Genomic DNA, 24,043 nt, shown 5'->3' with positions numbered 1-24,043 from the left:
CGGTTCACGGTGTCCCGCCCAGATACACATCGACCAATTGCCCCGGGTAGATGGGCGGCTGCGCAGGAGGCCTGAAGCGGAAAATCACCGGCAGTACGCGTACGTCGACTCGTTCCGCCCTCTGGTCCGAGAGCTGGATCTTCGGCGTCAGGTATGGCTGCACCCGGACAAATTCCAGCGCGATGCTGGTGTCCGTGCCGCGCACGAACATGCGGGCCTGCATGCCGCGGCCAGGTTTCAGCCGGTGCACGAGGATCTCGTCGACATAGACGCGAACCCCGAGCCAGTCCTGCTGGCTGCTCAGCACAGCAACGGGCTGGCTTCCCTGCGTATACGTGTTGTACGTCCCTTGAGGCGATACATAGGCACCGACGGCCGAATTGATCGAAAGCACCACGCCATCCATCGGCGCGCGCACGACATACTTGCGCAGCAAGGCGTCCGCCGCGTCGGCCGCCTTTCGCAGCGCATCGCGCTGCTTCTCCTGGTTGCGTATGTCGAACGTCCAGGCGCCGGCGCGCGTCAGCGCGAGCTGCCGACTGGCTACCACCAGGCCGCTGCGCGCGACATGCACGGCGTTGGCGGCATTGTCCATGGCGTCCTGGCTGACCGACCTGGTGTCGAAGTCCCGCGACTTGCGCAGCTTGTCGTACTGGTCTTCCACGGTCTTGAGGCTTGCCGCCGCGGCATCAGCCTGCGCCTTGGCGACTTCAAGCGTCTCCTTTCGCGGCTGAGCCAGCAATTGCGCGAGTTGTGCCTCGGCGGCGTCTGCCTGCGCACTCTGTTGCGCCGCCAGCGCGCGCTGCACCGAGTCCTCAATGGCCAGCAATTCATCGCCGCGCCTGACGGCCTGGCCTTCATGCACGACGATACGCAGTACCGTTCCCGCTACCTCGGGGTAGACGTTGACGTTGGCACCGCTGTCCTGCTGGCTTTCCACGATGCCGTTTGCATAAATGCCACTGCGATAGGGATTGGCGGCCGGTTGAAACACCGGCGGAAGTGGCGGCTTCTGCTGGGCATAAATGATCGCGGCGGACACGCCGACCAGTGCGCCCAACGCCGATATCAGAAAAAGCCAGCGGTTCTTCTTCACTGTGCGGCCCCTATTTCTATCGCCTTCAGCCGACCATCCTCCATGTCGAGGATGCGCGAGGCCATATCGAGAATGCGCGCATCGTGCGTGACGATGACAATGCAGCGACGCTCGCTGAGGATTTCCTTGCGGATGAAGCTCATGATTGTGCGACCGGTCTCGCCATCCAGCGACGCGGTGGGTTCGTCGAGAATCAGGATGTCGGGCTGGCTGACGATGGCGCGAGCGATCGCGACACGTTGCTGTTCGCCGCCGCTGAGCTTGACGGGGTGCAACTGCGCCCGGTTCTCCAGGCCGACAATCCGCAGATACTTGCGCGCCTCTGACAGGGCCTCATCCCAGCGGTACCGGCGCAAGACCAGCGGAATGGCGACGTTCTCCAGCGTCGTAAGGCGTGGAAAGAGGTGATAGTCCTGGAACACGAACCCGACCTTGGCGAGGCGGAAGGCGGCCAGTTCGTCATCGTCCAGATTCCACACATCGACGCCGTCCATCAGCACGCGCCCGCCGTCCGGCCGCAGGATGCCCGAGATGACGCTGAGCAGCGTCGTCTTGCCGCTGCCGGAGGGACCGACAATGAACAGCATCTCGCCGAAGTAGGCGTCGAAGCTTACGGCCCGCAACGCGTGGGTACGGGCCTCTCCCTCGCCGAACCATTTTTCGATGCGCTGCGCCGAGATGGCGACGTGTGCCATGATCACGCCCGGAAAATATCGAACGGCTCGATGTGCAGCACCTTCCGTACGCCGATATAGCCCGAGATGCCGGCGATCACGATCACCATGGCCAGCGCAAGCCCGAGGTTGTAGAAGGTGATCACCGCCGCGTAGTTGGGGATTCGCAACCGCACCAGGGCTATCAGGACCGTACACAGGCCGATGCCAAGTCCATAGCCCGTCAGGGACACGAAGGTCGCCTGGAACAGGATCATCGCCACCAGCTCGTGCCCCTTTGCACCGATGGCTTTGAGGGCACCGAACTTCTCCAGGTTCTCGACGATGAAGGTGTAGAAGGTCTGTCCCGAAATCGACAGTCCGACGATAAAGCTGATGACCGTCATCAGCAGGATATTGGTGCCCAGGCCGGTCTGGTACTTGTAGAAATCGGCGATGCGGTCGACGAACTGCGCCTTCGTCAGCGCAATATAGCCCAGTCGGCTGACAGCTTGCTGGATCCGCAACGTGTCTTCCGGCGCCTTTGGCTCCACCAGGATGTACGAGATGGTGTAGCGGGCCGTTGGCAGGTACTGGATCGCGCGCCGGTACGTGGTGTAGAGGGTGGGGACGCCAAACAGCCCGCTGGTCGATACCTCGGCCAGTCCGACAATCACGCCACGATGGTCATTGATCTCGAAAGCCGTGCCGACATCGGGATTCTCGAGCTTGCGAAACTCGGCGTCCTTCACCACAAGAAAGGCATTCTCGGCGAAGATGTCTTCGATGCTGCCGCGTATGACGCGCGGACGGCCGAATAGGCTGGTGTCGTCGATGCCGAGCACCGTCACGGGCTGATAGCTTCCGCTCGAAAGACGTACTAGCGCACCGCCCGAATACAGTGGCACCGCAAAGCGTACGCCGTCGATGCTTCGCACGGCGTCCAGCACATAGTCCGGCATCCCGATGGTGTTTGCCACCGTGTTGACGGCCGGATCCATGACCCAGATGCTGGCGCCGATGTTGAAGACGGTCGATGACGACCGGTTCAGAACCCCGGCAAACAGCGAGGTCATCTCGATCATCAGGAACACCGAGAATGTGATGCCGACCAGCAGACCGGTGAACTTGGCACGGTCGTTGACCAGCAGCTTGTAAGCCAGCAGCAGGATTCCCGGAATCGCAGCGCGTTGCGGCGGGTCCGGGGAATGGTGAGAAGGATCGACGCCATCGGCCGGCATGTTCACGTCTCAGCGCGCGTTCAGGCGGACAATGACCTGAGCCCTGTCGATGCATTGCATGTTGCTTTCCTTCTATGGCGCGACGGCCCTTGGCATCGCGGGGAAACAGGTGGCGCTGTCCGCGGTGTTCGCTGTACAGCGCGCTGTTTCGGCTTCATGGCCCGTGGCGTGGCGGTGTACGCTTGGCGGTGTCTGCAACGGCATGGCTCGCGGCCCAGCGATACGCCTGCGCGATGGCAATGCGAATCGCCATGCCTTCACTGTAACCCTGTTCCAGCAGCGCATTGGCGATCGCGATCGACTTCGCCCTGACCTGTGGTGGAAGGTTCTTCATCGAGTTCGGGAAGTAACCGGAATTCCAAGGCATCGCGCATCCTGCTTGGTCGGGAAGATGCGCGCCAGCGCCGCATCTTCCCCTTGCGCTCAGGACAATTCCAGATCGTCCACCACGGCGCCAACTCCGGGCGCAGACCAGGCCGCACCGACTGCCGCCAGTCGCTCCGCGCGAGAACCCACGCGGCCGCTCAGCGTCACCGTCCCATCTCTCATCGATACACTGATGTGCTTCGCTTCACGTTCGGCATGTCGACGCAACGCGGCTTCGATTCGTTCGACCACATCGTCGGGGGCGGGGCGCACCCGCATCTTGATCTGGTTTGTGACACCCGTCACGCCGCGCAGTTGCGACACGGTACGCTCGGCAAGCTTGCGCTGGTAACCCCACTCCACCTCGCCGGATAACGTTACCCGGCCGCTCTCGACGCGCAGCTTGATCGCGTCGTCAGGCACGTGAACGTGCCATTGCAGTGCGTCCCGTGCGGCAATAGCAATCGCTTCATCGCTGAACTCGCCAGTGGGCTTGATATCGAGGTTCACCACCACTGCACGCACGCCCGACACCTTTTCGGCGGCGTGCTCGGCGGCAAGCTTCTCGGCATAGCTGGGCAGGTGGCCGCTGAGCGTTACCACGCCTTCGCGTACCTCGACGCCGATGGCGGCCGCGTCGATGGCGGGATCCCAGTCCAGCTCTTCCGTGACTTCCTTCTTGAGTTGAAGATCAGTTTTCATGGAAAAATCTCACAACATGGTGTTGCGGAACGGCGTTCGATGCGCCTGTGCGGCAAGGGATCGTACCGTTCCGGCAGAGTTCAGACATGAAACGCCGATCGTGTATGACCGGTGCGCTCACGTTCCTGCTCATTGCGGATAATCGTGGAGAGCATGCCCCACTCTGCCGCCATGGCGCCAACAATATCGTCCAGCGAGACCACACCGACGAGCGCCTCACCATCGAGCACGCCGAGCCGGCGCACGCCGTGGGCAAGCATCAACTGCATCGCATCGGCGACGCTGTTGTTTCGGCCCACGGTGTGCAGACCGCTTGTCATGAAGTCGCCAACGGGATTGCGACAAGGGTCTGCCCCCGCGGCCGTGCTGCCCAGCACAATATCCCGATCGGTCAGGACGCCGGCGACGCGAGTTCCTGATGGTGTTGCTTCCGTCACAATCAATGACCCCACATGCTGGTCGCGCATCTGCACTGCCGCCTCCTGCAAGGTGCAGGAAAGCGGGATATGGACTGGTTCACGTGTACAGACCTCGTCGATTCTCATTGCCGCACTCCTTTGCCAATCACCGGTTCACTTCACGGTAATCCGCTGTTGGGGGGATGTTTCTTTCTTGGGCAGGACCACGCGCAGCACACCATTGTCGTAGGTCGCATCGACCTTGCTCTCGTCGATGCTCGCGTCGAGCGTAAAGGCACGCTGCATCGAGCCACTGTAGCGCTCGCGCCGGATCACGCGCTCGCCGTCTTTTTGCTCGGAGGACTTTTCCACCTTTGCGCTGATCATCACCGTGCCACGGTCCACGGATACGTCGATGTCCTCCTTTTTCACGCCGGGCAACTCCGCAGCCAGGGTGTAGGCGCCGTCCGATTCCGACACATCGACCTTGAATGCCAGTCCGTTATCGGCAGTCCCGCGGAACGAGCGCAGCATGCCCTGCAGCATGTCGCTGATAGGTTCGACAGAAAACGGTTCATAGTGCCTGAGGTTGGTCATGGTGATCTCCTTGAAGACTCGAACAGAACCGGAAAGGCCGGCTGCTTCCAGATTGGCAGTTGAGCGCCGCGCTCGTTTGTTCTGCATCAAGATCGCCGCATCGAATTCGATGCGGCGCTGGAGCGGCTTTGCGAAGTCGGAATCCGCCGCGACGCTGTCAGGTAAATCTGACAAGGCCGGCTTCAAGCCTGACACCAGGCTCAGCCCCGCCTGATTTCGAAAGGCGCGGCCGGCGACGATACTGCTGACATGAGCAACCGCACCCGACTCCACGCCCTGACTGTCTACATTCTCGAGCACGCGGGCCCCATCAGGACACGGCAGCTGCGTTTGCTCAAGGCTGTCGCCGGCATGCAAGTTGTCGGAGCGGGTACGGATGCCGAAGCCGACTTGCCGGCACTCGAGGCGCTTCGCCCCGATGTCGTGCTGGTCGGACTGCGCACCGGACAAACCCTGCGGCACGTCCGGTTGCTGACAGTAAGACTGCCGGAAAGCACCTTGATCGTGCTGTCCAACAGCGGGTCTGCGCTGATGCGCAAGGCCTGCCTGCGGGCCGGTGGAAGCTACTGCTTCGACAAGACGCTGGAAGTCGACAAACTGCGCACCGCTCTGCTGGACATTTCCGGCGCAGCACAAAGAAGCAGCAAACCATAGAAGTACCGGGCTTCCGGGGCAGGCAGACGTGCCCCTGACAGCACCGCCATCTGGAGACAACGATGTTCGGAACCAGCGATTCACCTTCGGCCGACCTCGAACACAACGCGATCAGCGCCCCCGTTGACCGCCATGCAAGGCTGTCGACTGAAAACGCAACCAAGCCGGGTGCCCAGTGTTCCACCTGCATGCTGCGGCACATCTGCATGGCGTCCAACCTCGACGAGACGGACGTAGTGCGCCTGAACAGCGTGGTGAGCAACTGGAAGATGGTCAGGCAAGGGCAAGCGCTCTACCGCGCTGGAGATCCGTTCCAGAGTATCTACGCGCTGCGTTCGGGCTCGATCAAGACCGTGCTCTCTCACCCGAGCGGGCGCGAATACGTGTCCGGCTTCTTCCTTCCCGGCGAAACGCTTGGCCTTGACGGCATTTCGACAGAGGTCCACACCTGCGACGCCATCGCCCTGGAAGACAGCGCGGTCTGCGTGATCCCGTTCCACCTGCTGGAAGCCCTCTGCCGCGAGGTCAAATCGCTGCAGCAACAGGTCCACAAGATGATGAGCGCCGAAATCGTCCGCGAGACCGGACAGATGATGCTGCTCGGCAACCTCACGGCGGAACAACGCGTGGCAGCATTCCTGCTCAACATCTCGCGTCGCCTGCAGCGCAGAGGCTATTCGCCGACTTGCTTCACGTTGCGCATGACGCGCGAGGACATCGGCAGCTATCTGGGCATGACCCTGGAGACCGCAAGCCGCACGCTGTCCCGCTTCCAGCAGGAAGGACTGATTCGGGTACAGGGCAAGCAGATCGAACTGCTGAATCTCGAGGCGCTCGATCTGCGATAAGCCGATGACTCTACCCTTGCCCGTCGGCGGGATAGCGCGATGCTGGCCAACGAGTTGAAACTTGCTGCCGGGGAAGGCCAGGGTTCCGAGCCCCTGGCCTACAAGCCGCTCGGCATCGATACCTGGCAGGAGTATGTCATCTACCTCCACCCCGACTGCCCCGTGTGCCGGGCCGAAGGCTTCGCCGCGCAGGCACGGGTGCAGGTGCGGATCGGCGACGCCAGCATCCTTGCGACGCTGAACCTGGTTGGCGCGCCATTGCTTGATACCGCAGAGGCCAGTCTTTCCGCCAGCGCGGCGCAGGCGCTGGCAGCGCGCGCCGGCGATATGGTGACGGTCAGTCACGCACCAGCCCTGGAATCCGTACGCGCCTTGCGCGCGAAGATCTACGGCCGCCGGCTTGACGGCGCACAGATCGAGTCGATTGTCAGCGATATTTCGGCGGGACGGTACCCGGATGTGTATATCTCCGCATTCCTGGCCGCGTGTGCAGATGGGCGCATGAACCGTCGGGAAACCGTGGACCTGACGCGGGCCATGGTCCATTCGGGCGAGCGCCTGGCATGGGGTGGGGCCATTGTTGCCGACAAGCACTGCGTCGGCGGCTTGCCCGGCAACCGCACCACGCCGATTGTCGTGGCAATCGCGGCGGCAGGAGGCCTGGTCTTGCCGAAGACATCTTCCCGGGCGATCACCTCTCCAGCCGGCACGGCAGACACGATGGAGACATTGACCCGTGTGGCGCTCAGTGCAGCGGAACTGCGCCACGTCGTGGAGCGAGTCGGGGCGTCGCTGGTCTGGGGCGGCGCGCTGAACCTGAGTCCGGCCGACGATATCCTGATCCGCGTGGAACGCGCCCTCGATATCGACAGCGACGCGCAGCTGGTTGCCTCCATCCTGTCCAAGAAGGTTGCGGCTGGCTCGACGCACGTCCTGATCGACGTGCCCGTGGGCCCCACTGCCAAGGTGCGCGAGGACAGGGACCTGGAGCGGCTCGAAGCCGCGATGCGGCATGTGGCGGAGGCGTTCGGCCTGCACATCCTGATGGTCAGGACCGACGGAACCCAGCCGGTCGGAAAGGGCATCGGCCCCGCGCTGGAGGCGCGCGACGTCCTGGCGGTACTCCAGCGCACGGTGGCGGCGCCGCCCGACCTGCGCGAGCGCTCGGTCATGCTCGCGGGCGCGCTGCTGGAGTTCTGCGGAGCAGCCCCAAAGGGCACGGGCGAAAAAGCCGCCGGCCAGCTACTCGACAGCGGCGCGGCCTGGCGCAAGTTCCAGGCAATCTGCGAAGCGCAGGGCGGCTTGCGCGTCCCGGGCGAAGCCATCTTTCGCCGCGACATCGTCGCTCCCCACCGCGGCCGGGTGATCGACATCGACAACCGCCACATCGCCCGCACCGCAAAGCTGGCAGGCGCTCCGATGCGGCAGGTGGCTGGCATCGAGATGCGGGTACGGGTCAACGACGAAGTCCGCGCCGGACAGCCGCTGTTCACGGTCCATGCCCAGGCTTCGGGCGAACTCGATTACTCGTGCAGCTATGCGCTGGCACACCCTGCGGTCTCCATCGAACCGCACTGAGAAGAGCGCGCATGCATGGGGCGTGCGTGCCTCAGATGTCCTCTTCCTCGTCGAACAGATGGTTGCGCATGGCATAGCGCAGCAGCGCCGCCTCACTGGGCACATGCATCTTTTCCATCAGCCGCATCTTGTAGGTACTGACCGTCTTGACGCTCACGCACAGCGCGGTCGCGATCGCGGTCAGCGGCTCGCCCAGCACCAGCCGCCGATAGACTTCGAGTTCCCGGTCCGACAGACGCAGGTGCGGTGCTTCGTCCTGATGTTCCTGCAGGCTGGTCGCCAGCTTGCCAGCAATCGCCTGGCTGACGTAGGTGCCGCCGGCGGCGACCTGGTTGATCGCGGAAACCAGCTCGGTAGCGGCGCTTTCCTTGGTCAGATAGCCCGCCGCGCCGGCCTGGAACGCGCGCACGATGTATTGCTGTTCCGCATGCATGGTCAGTACCAGGATGCGCAGCGCCGGTTGTTCGTCCCGCAACAGGCGGATCAATTCAAGTCCACTGCGGCCAGGCATCGAGAGGTCGAGCAGCAGCACCTGCGGCGCGCAGTCGCGCACCAGCTTCATGACCTGGGTGCCGTCGGCGGCTTCGCCTACCACATCGAATTTTCCGGCGCGCTCCAGAATGTGCTTGAGACCGTCGCGCACGACTGCATGGTCATCGGCAATGAGCACGCGCGTCATTTCATATCCCTTTTTTCCAGCGGAATCTTTACGGTCAGGCGGAAGCCCTTGCCCGGTTCACTGTCGACCACGATCGCGCCGCCCAGCAACCGTGCACGCTCCCGGATTCCTAGCAGCCCCAGCGATTTGCGTGCCTCTTTTCCAGCGGGCTTCTTGTCCCAGCCGCCACCATTGTCCTCGACCCGCAACTCGATCTGCCCGTCCGTCTGAGCAAGTGAAACATCGACGGCCGTTGCGTCAGCGTGTCGGACGACATTGCTAAGCGCCTCCTGCACAATGCGAAACATGGCGATAGCGGTCTGCTCCGGAACGTCCGCGTCCACGCCATCCACACTCACCGGCAGCCCATACCGGCTGGAAAAATCATTGGCCAGCCACTCGATGGCGGTCAGCATGCCGAGCTCGTCAAGCAGAGCTGGCCGCAGATCGCTGGCAATGCGGCGAACCGACGCGACCGTGTCGTCAATGACAGCGTTCATGCCGGTGATGTCGGCGAGGATTCCGTCGGTGTCTCTGCCCTCGCCGACATCGGCGGCAAGCATGGTCATGTCCATCTTCAGCGCGCTCAGCCGCTGGCCCAGGTCATCATGGAGTTCGCGCGCGATGCGGCGCTTCTCTTCTTCCCGCGTGGCGAGGATGCTGTCCGAAAGCTGCTGCAGTTCCTCTCGCGATCGGCGCAGCGCCTGCTCGGCACCTACGCGTTCCGTGATATCGCGCAGCATCACCGTATAGAGGCTGACACCGCCGTCCGAGATCTGTGAAATCGATGCCTCGATGGGAAACTCGCTGCCATCGCGGCGCAGCGCATAGAGTGCGCGCTGGCGCCCCATCTGGCGATCCGATACCCCCGTCGCGCCGAACCGGCGCACATGCGCGTCGTGCGCAGCGCGAAAGCGCTCGGGAATGAAATCGCCAAGCGGCCGGCCCATCGCCTGTTCGGCCGACCAGCCGAACAAGGTTTCCGCCATGGGATTGAAGAGGATGACGTGCTGGGCACTGTCCACCGTGATGATGGCCTCCATCGAGGACCGGATGATGCCGGCCAGCCGCGCTTCGCTTTCCCTGATCCGTTGGAGGCTGGCACGCATGACCTCCTCGGCGCGGGCCCTTTCCGTGATGTCGCGCAGCATGACCGTAAAGAGCCGCGAGCCGCGGTGCGTCGTTTGCGAAATCGATGCCTCGATCGGAAATTCGGTGCCATCGCGGCGCAGCGCGAAGAGCGCGCGCTGGCGTCCCATCTGGCGATCCGACACGCCTGTGATGCCAAACCGGCGCACATGCGCCTCATGCGCCGCACGGAAGCGCTCCGGAATGAAGTCGGTCAGCGGCCGTCCGATCGCCTGTTCGGCTGGCCGTCCGAACAACCTTTCGGCCATGGGATTAAACAATACTACGCGCTGGTCGGCGTCGACGGAAATGATGGCCTCCATGGACGAGCGAATGATCCCGGCCAGCTGGGCCTGGCTGTTCTGCGGCCGGCGCAATGCGCCGCCTGCGCGACGTCGGCCCCCGCGCATCCGGATCGAATAGGTACTTCGCCCCTTGGACATACCTGGCGCCCTGACCGCACATTGCTGAACAATCCTGAACAGAATATAGGAGTGCCGACGCCAAGTGCAACCGGCCAGTGGCCGGCTTGCCGATAAGGAGGTGCCGTGGCAGGGATCCCGCCTTCAGTCCAGGTCGAGGTATCTCGAAAGCATCCTTCGAACCGCAAAGGTAACCAAGAGATACATGGTCAGGATCGGCACCAGAATCGTCCATATGTATGAAGAGGGCTCCTGCAAATGGAGTACAGCCGCCAACGGAGAATATGGAAGCCAGATGCCGAGCACGCATATGGCGCCCGTGGCCGCCTGCAGGGCATGGCTCGCACGGCTTTCGACGAACGGGATCCTGCTAGTGCGGATGATATGCACAACCAGGGTCTGGGAGAGCAGCGACTCCAGGAACCAGCCAGTCTGAAACACAGGTGCATCGACGGGGCTGTTGGCGCCGATCCACCAGTAGAGCGCCGCGAAGGTCAGATAGTCGAAGACTGAACTGATCGGGCCCAGGCACAGGATATAGCGGCGAACCCTGGCGACCTCCCAGCGGCACGGCCTGCCAAGTGCGCTTTCATCCACATTGTCCGCCGGCAAGGCGGTTTGCGAGATGTCATACAGCAGGTTGTTGGTCAGCAACTGAATGGGTGCCATGGGAAGGAAAGGCAGCCATGCGCTTGCGCCCAGTACGCTGAAGATATTCCCGAAGTTGGAACTGGCACCCATGCGCAGGTACTTGAGCAGGTTGGCGAACACGCGCCGGCCCTCCACGACGCCGTCGTACAGCACCGTCAGGCTTTTTTCCAGCAGGATGACGCCGGCCGACTCCTTGGCGATGTCCACCGCGTTATCGACCGAGATGCCAACATCGGCCGCCTTGAGTGCCGGGCCGTCATTGATTCCGTCCCCAAGCACGCCCACCACCCGGCCCTGTGCACGCAGCGCCCGCACCAGTGCCTCCTTGTGTGCGGGGTTGAGCCTTGCAAACAGGATATTGTCCCTTGCCGCCTCGGCCAGTTCCGCCGGCGTGAGCCGGTCCAGATCCCTGCCGAGGACAACACGCCCGGCGGGCAGGCCGACCATGCGGCAAACCTTGCTGGTGATCGTGGGGCTGTCTCCGGTCAGTATCTTGACCTCGATGCCGCTCTTGCGCAGCGCGGCCAACGCAGCGGCAGCGCTCTCCTTCGGCGGGTCGATGAATGCGATATAGCCGACCAGTTCCATGCCGGCCTCATCCGCAATACCGTAGGCATGCGACGGATCTGCGGTCGGCAGGCGTTTGCTGGCGATAGCTATGACCCGGTAGCCGTCCTCGTTCAGCAGCTCGCTTTGCCGCATCAGGCCGGCCCGGTGGGCGACATCCAGCGCAACCACCGTATCGCCGATCCTCGCCGTGGCGCTGGCATCGAACACTTCCTCCACGGCGCCCTTGCAGATCAGCAGACGCCTTTCATCTCCCGGCTGGCTGCTCTCCACCACGACCGACATGCGCCGCCGGGTGAAATCAAACGGGATCTCGTCGACCAGACGCCATTGTTCATGGATGCCGATGCGTTTGCCAACCTCCTCGTGCTGGAGCACCGCCACATCGAGCAGATTGCGCAAGCCGGACTGAAAGAAGCTGTTGAGGTAAGCAAGCTCCAGCACCTGCTCGCTTTCCTTGCCGCTCAGGTTGAGATGATGCTTCAGGATGACGCGGTCCTGCGTCAGCGTTCCGGTCTTGTCGGTGCACAGCACATCCATCGCGCCGAGGTTCTGGATTGCGCTCAGGCGCTTGACGATGACCTTGCGCCTGGACATCACCAGCGCGCCCTTGGCCAGGTTCACCGTGACCAGCATGGGCAGCATCTCGGGCGTCAGGCCGACACCGACAGCGACGGCAAAGAGCAGGGCTTCGAACCAATCCCCTTTGGTCAGGCCGTTGATGACGAATACCAGTGGCGCCATCACGACGATGATGCCCAGCATCAAGCGGCTGATTTGCCCCAGCCCCTCGTCAAACGCAGTCGGCGGCTCGCGCGCAGCGATGGAGCCGGCAATGTGGCCGAACACCGCATGGCGGCCCGTCAGCACGACCAGTGCCGTTGCGGTGCCGCTCACGACCGCAGTGCCCATCAGTGCCAGGTTCGCAATGTCGCCGGCCGTCTCACCGCTCGCACCATTCACGGCAAACTTCTCCACCGGCATCGATTCACCGGTGAGCGCAGCCTGGTTCACAAACAGATCCTTGGCGGTCAGCAGGCGTACATCGGCCGGGACGAGGTCTCCCGCAGCAAGGTGGATGACATCGCCCGGCACCAGATCGGCGATAGGGATGTCGCCGGTTTGCCCTTGCGCTCCGGCCGCTGGCCGGCGCCGCACGGCAATGATGGTGTGCACCATCGCCCGCAGTGCGGCGGCCGCCTTGCCTGAGCGGCTCTCCTGCCACGTCGCCAGCCCCACGCTCAGCGCCACCATGCATGTGATGACCAATGCGGCCTGCCAGTCATGGATGAGACCGGACAAGGCAGCGAGGCTGAGCAGCATCAGGTTCAACGGATTGCGCAGCCGGCCGAGAAGATCGGGCACGAAGCGATGCTGTTGCTCCGTGGCGATCTGGTTGGCGCCATGTTGCCGCCTGCGCGCCGGCACTTCCCCGTCAATCAGCCCTTGCTCGTCTGAGGAGAGCGCAGCGAGCGCTTGTAGGCCACTGCCTGCTGCGACCTGGGCCAGCAACGGCGGAACGTCACTGGAGGGCGTGCGGATGGCGTGACGGCCTGCAGCGGTTGCCGTGCCGGCCGATTCGCTCAAGGCTGCGCCAGAGGTGGCCCCCGCGACCTTCATTGGCATGGCGGACCGTAAGCTCAGGCCGCGTCCTCAGCCCTGACAAGCAATACCGGCACCGGACACTGACGCACGAGACTTTCGGCCACACTTCCGAGCAGCAACCGGCTCACCCCGTGACGGCCATGCGTGCCGAGCACCACGAGTTCGGCGGCACTGCTCTCGACAAGCTGGCGGATCTGGTGGGCGATGTCGCCCAGCGCGAGAATCTCGTCTTTCATGACGGTCTGGCAGCGTACATGCCTGGCCTTCGCTTTTTCCTGCGCCTCGGCTAGCAGCGCTTCGCCGCCCTTGATCAGTCCGGCACGCAGATCGGTCAGGTCAACGTATCCCATGTCATATTTCAGGTAGCCGTTGTCAATCACGTGGACGGCCTGCAGTTCGGCGTCGCAGACGGCGGCCAGTCCGATCGCATGGTCCAGGGCCAGGTCGCTGCAGTGGCTGCCATCGACAGCCACCAGTATCTTTTTGTACATTGGGTCTCTCCTTCATGGTGGCCACAGGGCAATGGCCGGAAACTAGGCCTCCCTGGGCGATATCCACGCTGGCCTTACGATGGCTTCGGGCGTTGTCTGGCGCGTGCGCAGTGCCGCGGCGAATGCAGCCAGCGGTTCAGTGGCTGCACCGCTCTGCACATCGCGCTGCTTCAGCACCAGGGCTGGCGCCGGTGTCTTGCCGGTCAGGAAGGCAATGTCGTCCTCCGCGCGGAAGCCGCCACGCGACGCCATGACGCAGACCGCGGACAGGGAACTGGAGAACGGCGCCTGGTCCAGCAGGAACTTGCGCATGGGCGCCGCCAGCCGCCCGAGCCATACCGGTGCGACGACAACCACATGAGCGCAGTCGCCGGGCAGCGGCCCTTCGTAGCGGTATGCCGGCCTGCGATGCAGCAGCATATCGAGCACGCAGCGCAAATCTCCGTACAAGCCGGCCCTCGGCTTCTCGTCCCGAACTTCTGCTCGCTCCCAGCCGGTGTAGGCCGACAAGGCCTCCGCGACTTGCCTGGCTGTGCCGGTCCGTGAGTAATACACGATCAGGCTTTCCGATTTTTCCGACATGGGAGACTCCTCGCCCGACGCCGGTCGCTCCGGCCCATGCATGGAATGCTAGGAAGCTGCCGCGAAGCCCAGTTGATGCATGTCAATCTATCGGGATTGGCCAGCGCCTGCCTTTTTCGGGATTCGGCCGCACCTTCAATTTGACATGCATCAATTCGCAATGGGTGGCCTGTTCTAGGATTTCCAACAGCATTTTTCCTGTCACCCAAAGGAGTCAAGGATGTCCGCGACCAACGACCCGACTTTTGAAATGATTCGCAGCGGCCATGAAGCGGCGCTGCGTGCCCTGATCCTGATGGAGGAGACCCGGCAGGCAATGCTGAAACTCCAAGTCAAGGCCCTGGAAGACGACATCAAGGGTGGCCAGCGCATGCTCACGGCCATGTCCGCTGCGCCCGACTGGAACGCCTTTCACGGCTTACCGACCAAGATGCTTGCAGAGCAAATCGAACGCAATGCGGAATTCGCCCGCGCGGCGGGCAAGCTTTCCGTCGAAGCGGCATCCGGCTTTCTTGAACACCTTCGCGCCGGCACGGAACATTGGGCCGCGTCCCAGCGCAACGCACTTGGCGCAGGTAGCGGTTTGACCCCGCCACTGACCGACCTCAAGGGCATCTTCGACAACGTCAGCCAGATCATGACGTGGCCGGTCGGGCAAGCAAGCCGCGAGCCCGCAGCCACTGCAGCGGGGAGCTGAACCCGTGCCCGTACAAAGGGTCGCCCTGGTGACCGGGGGAATGGGCGGGCTCGGGGAAGCCATTGCAATCCGCCTGCCGGCCGACGGCATGCGGGTGCGACTCGAATGGTGACCAGCATGCCCGCCGACATTCTAGAAAAGCATGTACTTCCCCAGATTCCGATGGGCCGGCTCGGTCAGCCGGAAGAAGTGGCGGGGCTGATTTCTTACCTGTGCTCACCGGAGAGCGCCTTTGTCACGGGCGCAAACTTCCCGATCAACGGCGGACAGCACCTTCAATGAAACCCAAGGAAGCGTTCCTGACAACTATCCCCGGGGGAACAGCGGCGGAATGCCCAACGGCTTCGGATGAGCCGGCATACCGTGACTTCGACCGACAGGTCCGCGCAGCACTGGCACGCGTCACCGGCGGCGTATCGCTGATTTCGCTTGGCCTGGCGGGCACGGACTGGCTGCTCCAGTCGGCGATTGCGCCGGGCAAGGTCACCCATGCGGTGGTCGAGGCAGGACGTCAGTGCCTGGCGGATGCCGTTCGCTGGCTGCCGTTCGCCGATTCGCCGCCCGCCATGACACCGACCGATTCGCGCTTCGCGGACAACGGCTGGGAGGCCTGGCCCTTCCGCGGCTGGCGCGACAGCTTCCTCCGTAATGAAGCATTCTGGCAGTCGCTGACCAGCGGCGTGAACGGCTTGTCTCGCCACCACGAGCGTCTGGCGGCGTTCTGCGCGCGGCAGTGGATCGACATGTGCTCGCCGGGCAATGTCTGGTGGATGAACCCCGCCGTCATTCGCGAGGCGCAACGCACCCGGGGCACGAATTTCATACAAGGTCTTCGGCACTGGGCCGAAGATTTCGCCGATGTGGTCGGCAACCTGCCAGGTACCGCTGCCCGGCCGCCCGCGTTGGCCTACCTGCCGGGCAAGGATGTCGCGGTCACCCCTGGCAAGGTTGTGTTCCGCAATGCGCTGCTCGAGCTGATCCAGTACGCCCCCACCAGCGCGCAGGTGTGGCGGGAGCCCGTGTTGATCGTGCCATCATGGATCATGAAATACTACATCCTGGACTTGCAGCCGCAAGACTCGCTGGTCCGCTACCTTGTCAGCCGCGGGCACACGGTCTTCATGATTTCGTGGAAGAACCCCGGGGAGGACGCTCGCGACCAAGGCTTGCAGGACTATCTGCATGACGGCATTCTTGCCGCCCTCTACGTTGCGCAGGCTCGCTGCGACGGCGCCAGCGTCCACATGGCGGGGTACTGCCTGGGCGGGACCCTGCTGGCGATCTGCGCGGCAAAGCTCGCGCGCGATGCTGACGGCGAACCGCTCGCGACGATCACGCTATTCGCCACCGAGACCGACTTCACCGAACCCGGCGAACTGGGCTTGTTCATCGACAAGAGCGCCGTGGACACGCTGGACGCCCTGATGTGGAGCCAGGGCTATCTCGATGGGCCCCAGATGACCTCGGCATTTCAGATGCTCAACTCCCGTGATTTGGTCTGGTCGCGCATGATGAGCGAATACCTGCTGGGAAAGCGCCTGCGCGCCAATGACCTCATTTCGTGGAACCGGGATACCACCCGCCTGCCCCACCGCCTGCATTCGGATTGCCTGCACAAGCTCTTCCTGTCAAATGAGCTGGCCGAAGGAAAGCTGTGTGTCGGCGGCCGCCCTGTCGCGCTGTCGGACCTGAACCGGCCAATCTTCATGGTCGGGACCGAGCACGACCACGTATCGCCGTGGCGCTCGGTCTATAAGCTCCACTTGTTCGCACGGACGGCCCTGACGTTCGTGCTCACGTCAGGCGGGCACAACGCGGGCATCGTCTCCGAACCAGACCATCCGCGGCGACGGTTCCGCATCTCGACGCGTGTGCCCGGCGCTCCGTACCTCAGCCCGGAACGGTTCCTTGCCGAGGCAGGGCACCACGCTGGCTCGTGGTGGTCCGCATGGAGCGACTGGCTTGCCAGTGCGTCGTCCGAGCAGTGCCGCGCACGCGATCCGGCTCCGCATGCCCTGTGCGATGCACCAGGCGAGTACGTGCATGAGCGGTGATCGCCAGTGCCGGTGCCTGAACTGGCATCGGCCGGCCCTTGGCCTGTTTTAGTCCAGACGATAAGTCTTTCTATACTCCGGCATCGTCACCTGCCATCCCAGCCCGCGCTCCACGCGCTGGCGCATGGCATCACTGGCTTCCGGTTCGCCATGCACGATGAATATGCGCCTGGGCTGCGTCTGGAACCCATTGAGCCACGTCATCAGTTCGTTAGCATCGGCATGGGCCGACAAGCCATGGATCTGTTCGACCGCAGCGCGAATCGCCACGTCCTTCCCATGGATGCGCAGCTCGCGTAGCCCGCCCGCAAGCGCCGCCCCGCGCGTACCCGGTGCCTGGAAACCGGATAGCAGAATAGTGCAACGCGGATCCGTGCCGAAGCTGGCAAGGTGATGCACCACACGTCCGCCCGTAGCCATGCCGCTGCCTGCAAGAATGATCTTCGGCGCGTGATCCCGGTTGAGCCAGACCGATTGCTCCATGCTCTGCACCGGAATCGGCAGTCCGCACGCGGCTGCGCATGCGGCCCGGTCGATCCGCAGTTCATCGGGATGCAGGGCAAAGATCTGTGTCGCGTCGATGGCCATCGGACTGTTGAGGTAGATCGGGATATCGGGCATACGCCGCTCTTCGAGCAAGCGATGCAGGCAATACAGCAATGCCTGCGTGCGTCCGACCGCAAAGGCCGGAATGATCAAGCTGCCGCCACGGCCGAGCGTGCTGCCGACAACCTCAGCGACTGCATCGAGCGGATCTTCGTCCGGGTGAATGCGGTTGCCATAGGTGGACTCGACCAGCAGGCAATCGGCCTGGCGGATAAATTCGGGCGGCCGCATGAGAATATCGTTCTGCCGCCCGAGGTCGCCCGAGAACACGATGCGCTGGCCCCCGGCAAGCAACGTCACCGCCGCGGCGCCGATGATGTGCCCGGCGTGGTGAAACTCGGCTTCGATGTCGGGCGTCAGCGAGAACCGCGTGCCGAAAGGCTTCGGTTCCAGGCGGCGCAGCGCACGTCCCGCGTCAGCGCTGGTATAGAGCGGCAAAGCGGGGCGGTGGCGCGAGAAGCGTTTACGATTCGCATACTCAGCGTCCTCCTCCGCCAGCGCCGCGCTGTCCGGCAACAAAATGCCGCAAAGCTGCGCGGTGCCCATGGTGCAGAATACGGTCCCGCGGAAGCCGTTGCGCACCAGCAGCGGCAGATAGCCGCTGTGGTCGATATGCGCATGGGTCAGGATGACGGCATCCAGGGTGGCCGGGTCAACCGGCAATGGATCCCAGTTCCGCAATCGCAATGACTTGAAGCCTTGAAACAGACCGCAGTCGACCATGACACGGCTGTGGCCGGTGTCGAGCATGTATTTCGAGCCGGTGACTGAATCCGTGGCCCCCAGGAATTGCAGTTCCATGCATGGCTCCCGATCAATGAGACAACAGCAGCGGGACCGGGCACGCGTGCATCAGAGTCCTGGTCGTGCCGCCAAGTATCAGTTCGCGCACACGCGAGTGCCCATAGCCGCCGGCGACAAGCATGCCGGCACCCAGCACGGACACGCTTTCAAGCACCACGGTTGCGACATCTCCGGAAGTCTGCTCCGTACGCACGGCGGCAATGACGCCATGTCGCCTCAGGTACTGGCGCAAGCCCGCCACCGGTTCACTGTTGGCGTCGGGGCTTCCCTTCTCGTCCCAGACCGCAAGAATCGTTACCTTGGTCGCACAAAGCAGCAACGGCATGGCGTCCGCCACGGCTCGGGCCGCTTCACGGCTTCCATCCCATGCGATGACTACGTGAACACCATGCAACGGCACGGCATGGGGCGGCACCAGCAGAACCGGCCGGCCCGCGTTCAGCAGTACATACTCCGCGGTGCGCTGACTCGTGCCATCTCCGGCAGGCAGCAAGCCGCCCAGGACAATGATGTCGGCAACGCGCCCTTCCTGCGCCAGCACCCAGCCCAGCTCGTCTTCGACTACATGGTGAGTAAATGGCGTGCCATATGCCGTCTGGCTGACGGTGTCACCGAGCAGCTCGCCAGATTCCGCCGTTTGCACCAGGCGCCTGCGGCGTGCATCTTCCGCGAAACGTGCAGCGTCGTCTCCGGCGCGAAAGAGCGGGTCCATGCGTATGCCGGTGGCACTGACACCGACCACGTGTCCGCCAAACCGCGCCGCGAGTTCCGCTGCCATCCGCACCCGCGCTTCGCATCCGGCCTCCGTGCCGAGCGCGACCAGCACTGTTCTGTAGTCCATGAACCCCTCCCAGGCAACCCTCTATCCAACGAACCTCGCGCGCAACACGCAGGACCTCCAGTGCTCAGTGTCCCCGCACGCACGCATGGCCTGCACCGCTGTCGATACCGACGCACGTGGCGTTGGCGGCCGCAAGAAATTCGGTATCGACGTGCAGGCACAACAGGACAACACGGCGCTCCACATCATCAGATGCCGGGCAGCCCCCTGCAATCGCAGGAATGAATGAGTAGTCAGGGCCATGTTCATCCCCATCAAGCCATCAATGCGAAAGCAGCACCGGCACGGTCATCGACTCGAGGAGCGTCCGTGTTACGCCGCCGAGCACCAGTTCGCGCATCCGGCCATGTCCGTAGGCCCCCATGACAATCAGGTCCGCCCCTTGATCCGCGGCGAACGACAACAGCATCTGACCTATATCGTCACCGCTTGCAACAGTGAGGTCGTGAAGCTTGGCCTGCACTTGATGCCGGGCCAGCCATTCGATCGCATAGCGCGGCGGCGAAAGCCATGGGTTGAGCGCCGTGTCCGGCTGGTTCCATGAGACCACGTCGACAGTCTTCGCACGCCGCAGGAATGGCAGCGCATCGTGAATGGCTCGCGCGGCCTCGCGGCTCCCATTCCATGCGACAAGGACATTCTTCCCCGGATGCGGAAACACCCCTGCATAGGGCACGACCAGCACCGGGCGGCCGCATTGCAGCACCACGGATTCGACGAAGTGATGTCCAGCGAAGGCATCCTTGTCATCAGGATTGTGCTGCCCTAGTACAAGCAGGTCGCCCCTGTGGGCCTGCGCGACCACGCTGTCCGCCGCAGCGCCCTCCGGCGCATGCCATTCGGTCGGGATCAGCAGTTCGTCCGTCGCGCCAAAGAATGCATGGCGTGCCACTTCGCCGATGTGCTTGTGCCATTCACGATAGGAATCAAGGTAGCGGTCCCCATCGACCAGATAGCGAATGGAACTGGGATCGGCATGGCCGATCGCAAGCAATCCGACCAGCGTTGCATGAAAGTCCTGCGCCAGCCTGATGGCGACGTGCAGCCGCTGGTGCATGCGGCGGCTGGCATCCAGGTGAACCAGGATGGTGGCATAGTCCATGAGCAACCTCCGTTGCGCGGTGTGATACGTCAGCATCTGCAATGTAGGTCGCAGCGCATCCGCGCAGTTGTCGCACGTCAAGACTCGCGATGGTGACCGCCACCGAACCGTGATGCCCGTCCGGCTTGATACGCGTCAAGTCCTGCTCTGCCGCGGCATCTAGCCTTCAGATATCCGCTTCCATCCGCTTGCGCAACACACTGAGCGCCCAGGATCCATCGCCCTTGAGCAGGATTGCCCCCATGAGCCAGATTCTTTTTCCCGAGTCCGTACCGGCGTATTGCCCGGCCGGCCCAAGCCTGCAGTGCCCGGCGCAGATCGATGGCGCGGCCGCGACATTCGAAGTGACGGCGGAAGCATTGGAGGACCATTTCGGTGCTCGATCGTATCTTTATGAAGACCTGGCATCCGCATTTTCGGCGCATCGCGGTGCCATCGAGAACGTCGCGCGGGGCGTGTTCGAGATGACTGGCGCCCATAACATCGTCCTGCATAGCGGCCATTTCAGGTTCTCCGCTTAGGGCCAATGCTGGCTCACCGATCGCCATGCCCATCGAACCGCATTGGTCACCACGTGCGCACGTCGGATTCCCCGACAAATCGCGGGTGGTCCCTGACATTCCTGCCGAACAGGATCTGACGCATTCCGCTGCCCCCGCCGTCCCCACTTGCGGGCAAGGCACCTTGGAACGAGCGTGCACTGTGCTGGCCCGCGGTTCGACACTGATCCTCCTGTGTCTGGCAATTTGCCGTGCGGCATACGGTGCAGGACCTTCGGCCGCCTCGATCCCATTGCCGGCAAGATATGCGCAACAGGTGGCACGGATCGGGCATGAGGGCAGTATGGATGGTGCGGGCCGCGGCGCGCGTCAAGCGCAGATGCCCGTTGGCGTCGGCGCCTGCGCCGCGCTCAAGCGGCAGAATGCGGGGCGTCAGTCGGCGCCGGCACCGGGCGATTCCGATTCCGCAAACCGCCATGCATATGCGCCGGCAACAAATGGCAACGGCGTCGCTTACTTCAGTGGGAGCGCGGATCCGGCGCAGTCCATCGACATGCGCGACGTCGCCGGCCTCTACAACCTCTGCCTGGCTTTTGCCGGCAAGCAGCGGGCATGGATCGCCGGAGTGAAAGCGAATATTTACAGCGCCAATGGCACGCTCGTATTCCAGGCGTATGCCGACGGTCCGTTCCTCTTGCTCCGGCTAACGCCCGGTCGCTATCGCCTGGTCGCCGAATATGATGGCAAAGTGGTCGACACGGTCCTTCGAGTGCCCCGGCATGGCGCCGCTGCGCGCATGCTGTGGTGGCCCGACCTGGCCAGCCTTGTCGTTTGAATGACTTCATTGCGAAGCGATGTCCCGGCGCGGAGTGCCACTCGTCATCATGGATTTTACAAGGCCGCTCCAAACGTCCGATCCCATGCTTCCCTGACCGGAGGAAACCACGATGCCCATCACTAGGAAGACGCTACGGTCAAAACCTGTGTCAACGGCGCCAGGACTTGTCGGTCTGTTGTACCACCTAGTCCATGCGACATCGCAAGGGCTGCTGGAACCTGAGCTGGCGCGAGATCTGGGGCGACTCATCTACAGCGAGATCGAGATGCTTCAGTCAGCCTCCACGCCAAGCCGCGTCGACCTGGACCTCCTGCGTGAAGCCGCCTCGAGATTCGAAGATACCGTCATGCAGGCGCGCAGCTCCCTGCTGATCGACGCGAAAAGCCGGATCCTCGATCCGGTTCCTGCCCGGATCCATGCAGATCTGGTTCAACCCATGGGCGACTACTCGCCTCGACTTGCCGCCAGTGGAAAGGGATCCCTCGTGGCACAGGAAGCATCGGCTGTGAAAGAGTCGTGACAGGTCAGAATTTTGAGAACACATCGCATTGCTGGAGGTACCGCCATGGAAGATTCGCCCTTGCCCGACACGCAGCGCGGCGCCGCTGCACGCAGTTGGCAGGCCTGGTTCCCGCCCGCGCAGTGGCTGCTTCATTACCGGAGCGAATGGCTGCGACATGACGCCGTCGCCGGGGTCACATTGGCGGCCTATGGCATTCCGGTATCGCTGGCGTATGCGTCGCTGGCAGGGGTGCCCCCGCAGTACGGGATCTACTGCTATCTGGCCGGAGGGTTGGCCTACGCCTTGTTCGGCTCATCGCGGCAGCTCGCAATCGGCCCCACCTCGGCCATCTCGATGCTGGTCGGCGTCACCATCGCTGGCATGGCACAGGGGGATCCCGCCCGCTGGGCTTCGATTGCCGCGCTGACGGCACTGCTGATTGCTGCCATGTGCGTCCTTGCATGGCTCTTCCGGCTGAGTTCGCTGGTCAACTTCATCAGTGAAACAATCCTGCTCGGGTTCAAGGCCGGCGCGGCACTGACGATCGCCCTGACCCAGTTGCCGAAGCTGTTCGGCGTCAAGGGCGGCGGAGAGTTCTTCTTCGAGCGCATTGCCATCCTTGCGCAGCAACTACCGCTGACCAACCTCTCGGTGTTCGGCTTTGGCGTAGCGGCGATTGCCGTGCTGCTGCTTGGCGAGAAGTTCCTGCCGGGGCGTCCGGTCGCGCTGCTCGTTGTCGTGGCTTCGATCATGCTGCTGACGCTGACGCCGCTCGGAGGGCTGGGCTTCAAAGTCGTTGGCGCGCTGCCGCAAGGCCTGCCCGAACTGCGCTGGCCAGGCCTGCGGCCAAGCGATGTGGACGGGGTCATTCCCCTTGCCTTCGCCTGCCTGCTGCTCTCGTACGTCGAGAGCGTGTCGGCTGCGCGCGCGCTTGCGCAGGCGCATGGGGATGAGGTCGATGCGCGGCAGGAACTGCTCGGTCTTGGCGCGGCGAATCTGGCGGCCGGCCTGTTCCAGGGTTATCCCGTTGCGGGTGGATTGTCGCAGTCTTCGGTCAACGACAAGGCCGGGGCAAGGACACCGCTGGCGCTGTTATTCGCGTCGGCAACGATTGCACTTTGCCTGATGTTCCTTACCGGCCTGCTTGCCAATCTGCCCAACGTGGTGCTGGCCGCCATCGTGCTGGTCGCGGTCAAAGGCCTGGTGGATATCCGCGAGCTTCGCCATGTATGGCGCGTGAGCCGCTTCGAGTTCATCGTCTCGATGGTTGCGTTCGTGGCTGTCCTGCTGCTCGGTATCCTGAAAGGCGTCATTGTGGCCGTGCTCGTGTCGATGCTGATGATTATCCGGCGAGCGGCACACCCGCATGTCGCGCTACTTGGGCGGATTCCGGGAACGCGCAGTTTTTCCGACATGGAGCGCAACCCGGACAATGAAGCCATTCCGCAGGTGCTGATATTCCGTGCGGAATCGTCGCTGCTGTACTTCAACGTCGAGCATGTCCGCTCGGTCGTGTGGCAGGCGATTCGCAGCGCCGCGCTGCCGCTGCGGCTGGTGGTCTGGGACCTCTCGGTTTGTCCCGTGGTCGACCTGGCAGGCGCCCGCATGCTGGCGACCCTGCAAAAGGAACTGCAAGCGGCCGGCATTGGGTTGCGGCTGGTCGCAGCGCACGCTGTCGTGAGAGACGTGCTGCGCGCGGAGGGATTGGAAGAGCGTGTGGGGTACTTCGGACGTCGCATCTCGGTTGCGGAAGTGATCGATGAGTTCCGCGCATCCACCGCGCAAGAAACTCCCGTCGCAAGGGCTACAGCGTTGGCAGGAACGTAGCGCGCATCGTTGCGGGCCGCGCGTGCGCGCGCGGC

General features: G+C 63.3%; 24 protein-coding genes and 1 pseudogene. 10 read left to right on the top strand and 15 right to left on the bottom strand.

The window, feature by feature from the left end:
• Nucleotides 1–4: 4 nt before the first annotated feature.
• From ACIGJC_RS16605 to ACIGJC_RS16575, 7 genes are all read right to left on the bottom strand, one after another.
• A complete protein-coding gene (locus tag ACIGJC_RS16605; protein ID WP_483713074.1) occupies nt 5–1,096 on the bottom strand; it encodes an HlyD family secretion protein in 1,092 nt (363 codons plus the stop codon).
• On the bottom strand, nt 1,093–1,791 hold the full coding sequence (locus tag ACIGJC_RS16600; RefSeq protein WP_483713072.1) for an ABC transporter ATP-binding protein: 699 nt from the start codon (nt 1,789–1,791) through the stop codon (nt 1,093–1,095). Before ACIGJC_RS16600 ends, ACIGJC_RS16605 begins: the two co-directional genes overlap by 4 nt.
• Before the next feature lie 2 nt (nt 1,792–1,793).
• Nucleotides 1,794–2,930 (bottom strand): ABC transporter permease, encoded by a 1,137-nt coding sequence (locus ACIGJC_RS16595; RefSeq protein ID WP_483714442.1) that lies wholly within the window; start codon nt 2,928–2,930, stop codon nt 1,794–1,796.
• A gap of 214 nt (nt 2,931–3,144) precedes the next feature.
• Nucleotides 3,145–3,357 carry a DUF2188 domain-containing protein gene (locus tag ACIGJC_RS16590; RefSeq protein ID WP_483713071.1) on the bottom strand — a complete coding sequence of 71 codons (213 nt, stop codon included), beginning with the start codon at nt 3,355–3,357 and terminating at the stop codon, nt 3,145–3,147.
• Nucleotides 3,358–3,413: 56 nt separating this feature from the next.
• The gene (locus tag ACIGJC_RS16585; RefSeq protein WP_483713070.1) at nt 3,414–4,058 is read right to left on the bottom strand and encodes a BON domain-containing protein; all 645 of its coding nucleotides are present in this window, start codon (nt 4,056–4,058) and stop codon (nt 3,414–3,416) included.
• Nucleotides 4,059–4,138: 80 nt separating this feature from the next.
• Entirely contained in the window at nt 4,139–4,603 is a 465-nt protein-coding gene (locus ACIGJC_RS16580; RefSeq protein WP_483713069.1) for a CBS domain-containing protein, read from the bottom strand.
• Between the two features lie 27 nt (nt 4,604–4,630).
• Nucleotides 4,631–5,053, bottom strand: coding sequence for an Hsp20/alpha crystallin family protein (locus ACIGJC_RS16575; RefSeq protein ID WP_483714441.1), 423 nt, complete (start codon nt 5,051–5,053; stop codon nt 4,631–4,633).
• Between the two features lie 498 nt (nt 5,054–5,551).
• Here ACIGJC_RS16575 and ACIGJC_RS16570 point away from each other — a divergent pair, with 498 nt between their 5' ends.
• The 3 genes from ACIGJC_RS16570 to ACIGJC_RS16560 all read left to right on the top strand — a co-directional run bounded on the left by ACIGJC_RS16570 (nt 5,552) and on the right by ACIGJC_RS16560 (nt 8,133).
• Nucleotides 5,552–5,707 (top strand): hypothetical protein, encoded by a 156-nt coding sequence (locus tag ACIGJC_RS16570; protein WP_483713068.1) that lies wholly within the window; start codon nt 5,552–5,554, stop codon nt 5,705–5,707.
• Between the two features lie 62 nt (nt 5,708–5,769).
• Complete coding sequence (locus ACIGJC_RS16565; RefSeq protein WP_483713067.1) at nt 5,770–6,555, top strand: helix-turn-helix domain-containing protein; 786 nt, start codon at nt 5,770–5,772, stop codon at nt 6,553–6,555.
• Nucleotides 6,556–6,594: 39 nt separating this feature from the next.
• Nucleotides 6,595–8,133 carry a thymidine phosphorylase family protein gene (locus ACIGJC_RS16560; RefSeq protein ID WP_483713065.1) on the top strand — a complete coding sequence of 513 codons (1,539 nt, stop codon included), beginning with the start codon at nt 6,595–6,597 and terminating at the stop codon, nt 8,131–8,133.
• A gap of 31 nt (nt 8,134–8,164) precedes the next feature.
• On the opposite strand, the gene ACIGJC_RS16555 is transcribed toward ACIGJC_RS16560, so the two are convergent.
• From ACIGJC_RS16555 to ACIGJC_RS16535, 5 genes are all read right to left on the bottom strand, one after another.
• Nucleotides 8,165–8,812 (bottom strand): response regulator, encoded by a 648-nt coding sequence (locus ACIGJC_RS16555; protein WP_483713064.1) that lies wholly within the window; start codon nt 8,810–8,812, stop codon nt 8,165–8,167.
• Nucleotides 8,809–10,362, bottom strand: a complete 1,554-nt coding sequence (locus tag ACIGJC_RS16550; protein ID WP_483713063.1) for a PAS domain-containing sensor histidine kinase — start codon at nt 10,360–10,362, stop codon at nt 8,809–8,811. The genes ACIGJC_RS16555 and ACIGJC_RS16550 overlap by 4 nt, the downstream gene beginning before the upstream one ends.
• Before the next feature lie 123 nt (nt 10,363–10,485).
• On the bottom strand, nt 10,486–13,146 hold the full coding sequence (gene mgtA, locus ACIGJC_RS16545) for a magnesium-translocating P-type ATPase (protein WP_483713062.1): 2,661 nt from the start codon (nt 13,144–13,146) through the stop codon (nt 10,486–10,488).
• Between the two features lie 53 nt (nt 13,147–13,199).
• Nucleotides 13,200–13,655: a universal stress protein gene (locus ACIGJC_RS16540; protein WP_483713061.1), complete on the bottom strand. Its 456-nt coding sequence runs from the start codon at nt 13,653–13,655 to the stop codon at nt 13,200–13,202.
• Nucleotides 13,656–13,697: 42 nt separating this feature from the next.
• Nucleotides 13,698–14,237 carry a flavodoxin family protein gene (locus ACIGJC_RS16535; RefSeq protein ID WP_483713060.1) on the bottom strand — a complete coding sequence of 180 codons (540 nt, stop codon included), beginning with the start codon at nt 14,235–14,237 and terminating at the stop codon, nt 13,698–13,700.
• A 220-nt stretch (nt 14,238–14,457) separates the two neighbouring features.
• Here ACIGJC_RS16535 and ACIGJC_RS16530 point away from each other — a divergent pair, with 220 nt between their 5' ends.
• From ACIGJC_RS16530 to ACIGJC_RS16520, 3 genes and pseudogenes are all read left to right on the top strand, one after another.
• On the top strand, nt 14,458–14,934 hold the full coding sequence (locus ACIGJC_RS16530; RefSeq protein ID WP_483713059.1) for a hypothetical protein: 477 nt from the start codon (nt 14,458–14,460) through the stop codon (nt 14,932–14,934).
• A gap of 96 nt (nt 14,935–15,030) precedes the next feature.
• Nucleotides 15,031–15,216, top strand: a pseudogene (locus ACIGJC_RS16525) (SDR family oxidoreductase); the annotation flags it as partial.
• Complete coding sequence (locus tag ACIGJC_RS16520; protein ID WP_483714440.1) at nt 15,213–16,988, top strand: PHA/PHB synthase family protein; 1,776 nt, start codon at nt 15,213–15,215, stop codon at nt 16,986–16,988. The pseudogene ACIGJC_RS16525 and the gene ACIGJC_RS16520, both read left to right, overlap by 4 nt.
• A gap of 48 nt (nt 16,989–17,036) precedes the next feature.
• Here the strand turns inward: ACIGJC_RS16520 and ACIGJC_RS16515 are convergent, their stop codons facing one another.
• The 3 genes from ACIGJC_RS16515 to ACIGJC_RS16505 all read right to left on the bottom strand — a co-directional run bounded on the left by ACIGJC_RS16515 (nt 17,037) and on the right by ACIGJC_RS16505 (nt 20,296).
• Nucleotides 17,037–18,395, bottom strand: a complete 1,359-nt coding sequence (locus ACIGJC_RS16515; protein ID WP_483713058.1) for an MBL fold metallo-hydrolase RNA specificity domain-containing protein — start codon at nt 18,393–18,395, stop codon at nt 17,037–17,039.
• A gap of 13 nt (nt 18,396–18,408) precedes the next feature.
• On the bottom strand, nt 18,409–19,239 hold the full coding sequence (locus tag ACIGJC_RS16510) for a universal stress protein (RefSeq protein ID WP_483713057.1): 831 nt from the start codon (nt 19,237–19,239) through the stop codon (nt 18,409–18,411).
• A 262-nt stretch (nt 19,240–19,501) separates the two neighbouring features.
• Nucleotides 19,502–20,296 carry a universal stress protein gene (locus tag ACIGJC_RS16505; protein WP_483713056.1) on the bottom strand — a complete coding sequence of 265 codons (795 nt, stop codon included), beginning with the start codon at nt 20,294–20,296 and terminating at the stop codon, nt 19,502–19,504.
• Nucleotides 20,297–20,583: 287 nt separating this feature from the next.
• Between ACIGJC_RS16505 and ACIGJC_RS16500 the strand changes: the two genes are divergently transcribed.
• From ACIGJC_RS16500 to ACIGJC_RS16485, 4 genes are all read left to right on the top strand, one after another.
• Nucleotides 20,584–20,862, top strand: coding sequence for a DUF1488 family protein (locus ACIGJC_RS16500; protein WP_211957960.1), 279 nt, complete (start codon nt 20,584–20,586; stop codon nt 20,860–20,862).
• Between the two features lie 322 nt (nt 20,863–21,184).
• Complete coding sequence (locus tag ACIGJC_RS16495) at nt 21,185–21,676, top strand: hypothetical protein (RefSeq protein ID WP_483713055.1); 492 nt, start codon at nt 21,185–21,187, stop codon at nt 21,674–21,676.
• Between the two features lie 178 nt (nt 21,677–21,854).
• A complete protein-coding gene (locus tag ACIGJC_RS16490; RefSeq protein WP_483713054.1) occupies nt 21,855–22,199 on the top strand; it encodes a hypothetical protein in 345 nt (114 codons plus the stop codon).
• A 45-nt stretch (nt 22,200–22,244) separates the two neighbouring features.
• Nucleotides 22,245–24,008: a SulP family inorganic anion transporter gene (locus ACIGJC_RS16485; protein ID WP_483713053.1), complete on the top strand. Its 1,764-nt coding sequence runs from the start codon at nt 22,245–22,247 to the stop codon at nt 24,006–24,008.
• Nucleotides 24,009–24,043 lie beyond the last annotated feature (35 nt).

The organism is Cupriavidus sp. C3SS-1, from assembly GCF_057073755.1.
Note: the sequence above shows the minus strand (reverse complement) of the source record. Positions and strands in the feature narration are given on the sequence as shown.

What these genes read in the sequence shown, in the direction of transcription:
- ACIGJC_RS16600 (WP_483713072.1), bottom strand. Translation starts at nt 1,791, where the DNA reads ATGGCACACGTCGCCATCTCGGCGCAGCGCATCGAAAAATGGTTCGGC.
- ACIGJC_RS16590 (WP_483713071.1), bottom strand. Translation starts at nt 3,357, where the DNA reads ATGCCTTGGAATTCCGGTTACTTCCCGAACTCGATGAAGAACCTTCCA.
- ACIGJC_RS16585 (WP_483713070.1), bottom strand. Translation starts at nt 4,058, where the DNA reads ATGAAAACTGATCTTCAACTCAAGAAGGAAGTCACGGAAGAGCTGGAC.
- ACIGJC_RS16580 (WP_483713069.1), bottom strand. Translation starts at nt 4,603, where the DNA reads ATGAGAATCGACGAGGTCTGTACACGTGAACCAGTCCATATCCCGCTT.
- ACIGJC_RS16575 (WP_483714441.1), bottom strand. Translation starts at nt 5,053, where the DNA reads ATGACCAACCTCAGGCACTATGAACCGTTTTCTGTCGAACCTATCAGC.
- ACIGJC_RS16565 (WP_483713067.1), top strand. Translation starts at nt 5,770, where the DNA reads ATGTTCGGAACCAGCGATTCACCTTCGGCCGACCTCGAACACAACGCG.
- ACIGJC_RS16560 (WP_483713065.1), top strand. Translation starts at nt 6,595, where the DNA reads ATGCTGGCCAACGAGTTGAAACTTGCTGCCGGGGAAGGCCAGGGTTCC.
- ACIGJC_RS16555 (WP_483713064.1), bottom strand. Translation starts at nt 8,812, where the DNA reads ATGACGCGCGTGCTCATTGCCGATGACCATGCAGTCGTGCGCGACGGT.
- ACIGJC_RS16550 (WP_483713063.1), bottom strand. Translation starts at nt 10,362, where the DNA reads ATGTCCAAGGGGCGAAGTACCTATTCGATCCGGATGCGCGGGGGCCGA.
- ACIGJC_RS16540 (WP_483713061.1), bottom strand. Translation starts at nt 13,655, where the DNA reads ATGTACAAAAAGATACTGGTGGCTGTCGATGGCAGCCACTGCAGCGAC.
- ACIGJC_RS16535 (WP_483713060.1), bottom strand. Translation starts at nt 14,237, where the DNA reads ATGTCGGAAAAATCGGAAAGCCTGATCGTGTATTACTCACGGACCGGC.
- ACIGJC_RS16530 (WP_483713059.1), top strand. Translation starts at nt 14,458, where the DNA reads ATGTCCGCGACCAACGACCCGACTTTTGAAATGATTCGCAGCGGCCAT.
- ACIGJC_RS16520 (WP_483714440.1), top strand. Translation starts at nt 15,213, where the DNA reads ATGAAACCCAAGGAAGCGTTCCTGACAACTATCCCCGGGGGAACAGCG.
- ACIGJC_RS16515 (WP_483713058.1), bottom strand. Translation starts at nt 18,395, where the DNA reads ATGGAACTGCAATTCCTGGGGGCCACGGATTCAGTCACCGGCTCGAAA.
- ACIGJC_RS16510 (WP_483713057.1), bottom strand. Translation starts at nt 19,239, where the DNA reads ATGGACTACAGAACAGTGCTGGTCGCGCTCGGCACGGAGGCCGGATGC.
- ACIGJC_RS16505 (WP_483713056.1), bottom strand. Translation starts at nt 20,296, where the DNA reads ATGCACCAGCGGCTGCACGTCGCCATCAGGCTGGCGCAGGACTTTCAT.
- ACIGJC_RS16500 (WP_211957960.1), top strand. Translation starts at nt 20,584, where the DNA reads ATGAGCCAGATTCTTTTTCCCGAGTCCGTACCGGCGTATTGCCCGGCC.
- ACIGJC_RS16495 (WP_483713055.1), top strand. Translation starts at nt 21,185, where the DNA reads ATGGATGGTGCGGGCCGCGGCGCGCGTCAAGCGCAGATGCCCGTTGGC.
- ACIGJC_RS16485 (WP_483713053.1), top strand. Translation starts at nt 22,245, where the DNA reads ATGGAAGATTCGCCCTTGCCCGACACGCAGCGCGGCGCCGCTGCACGC.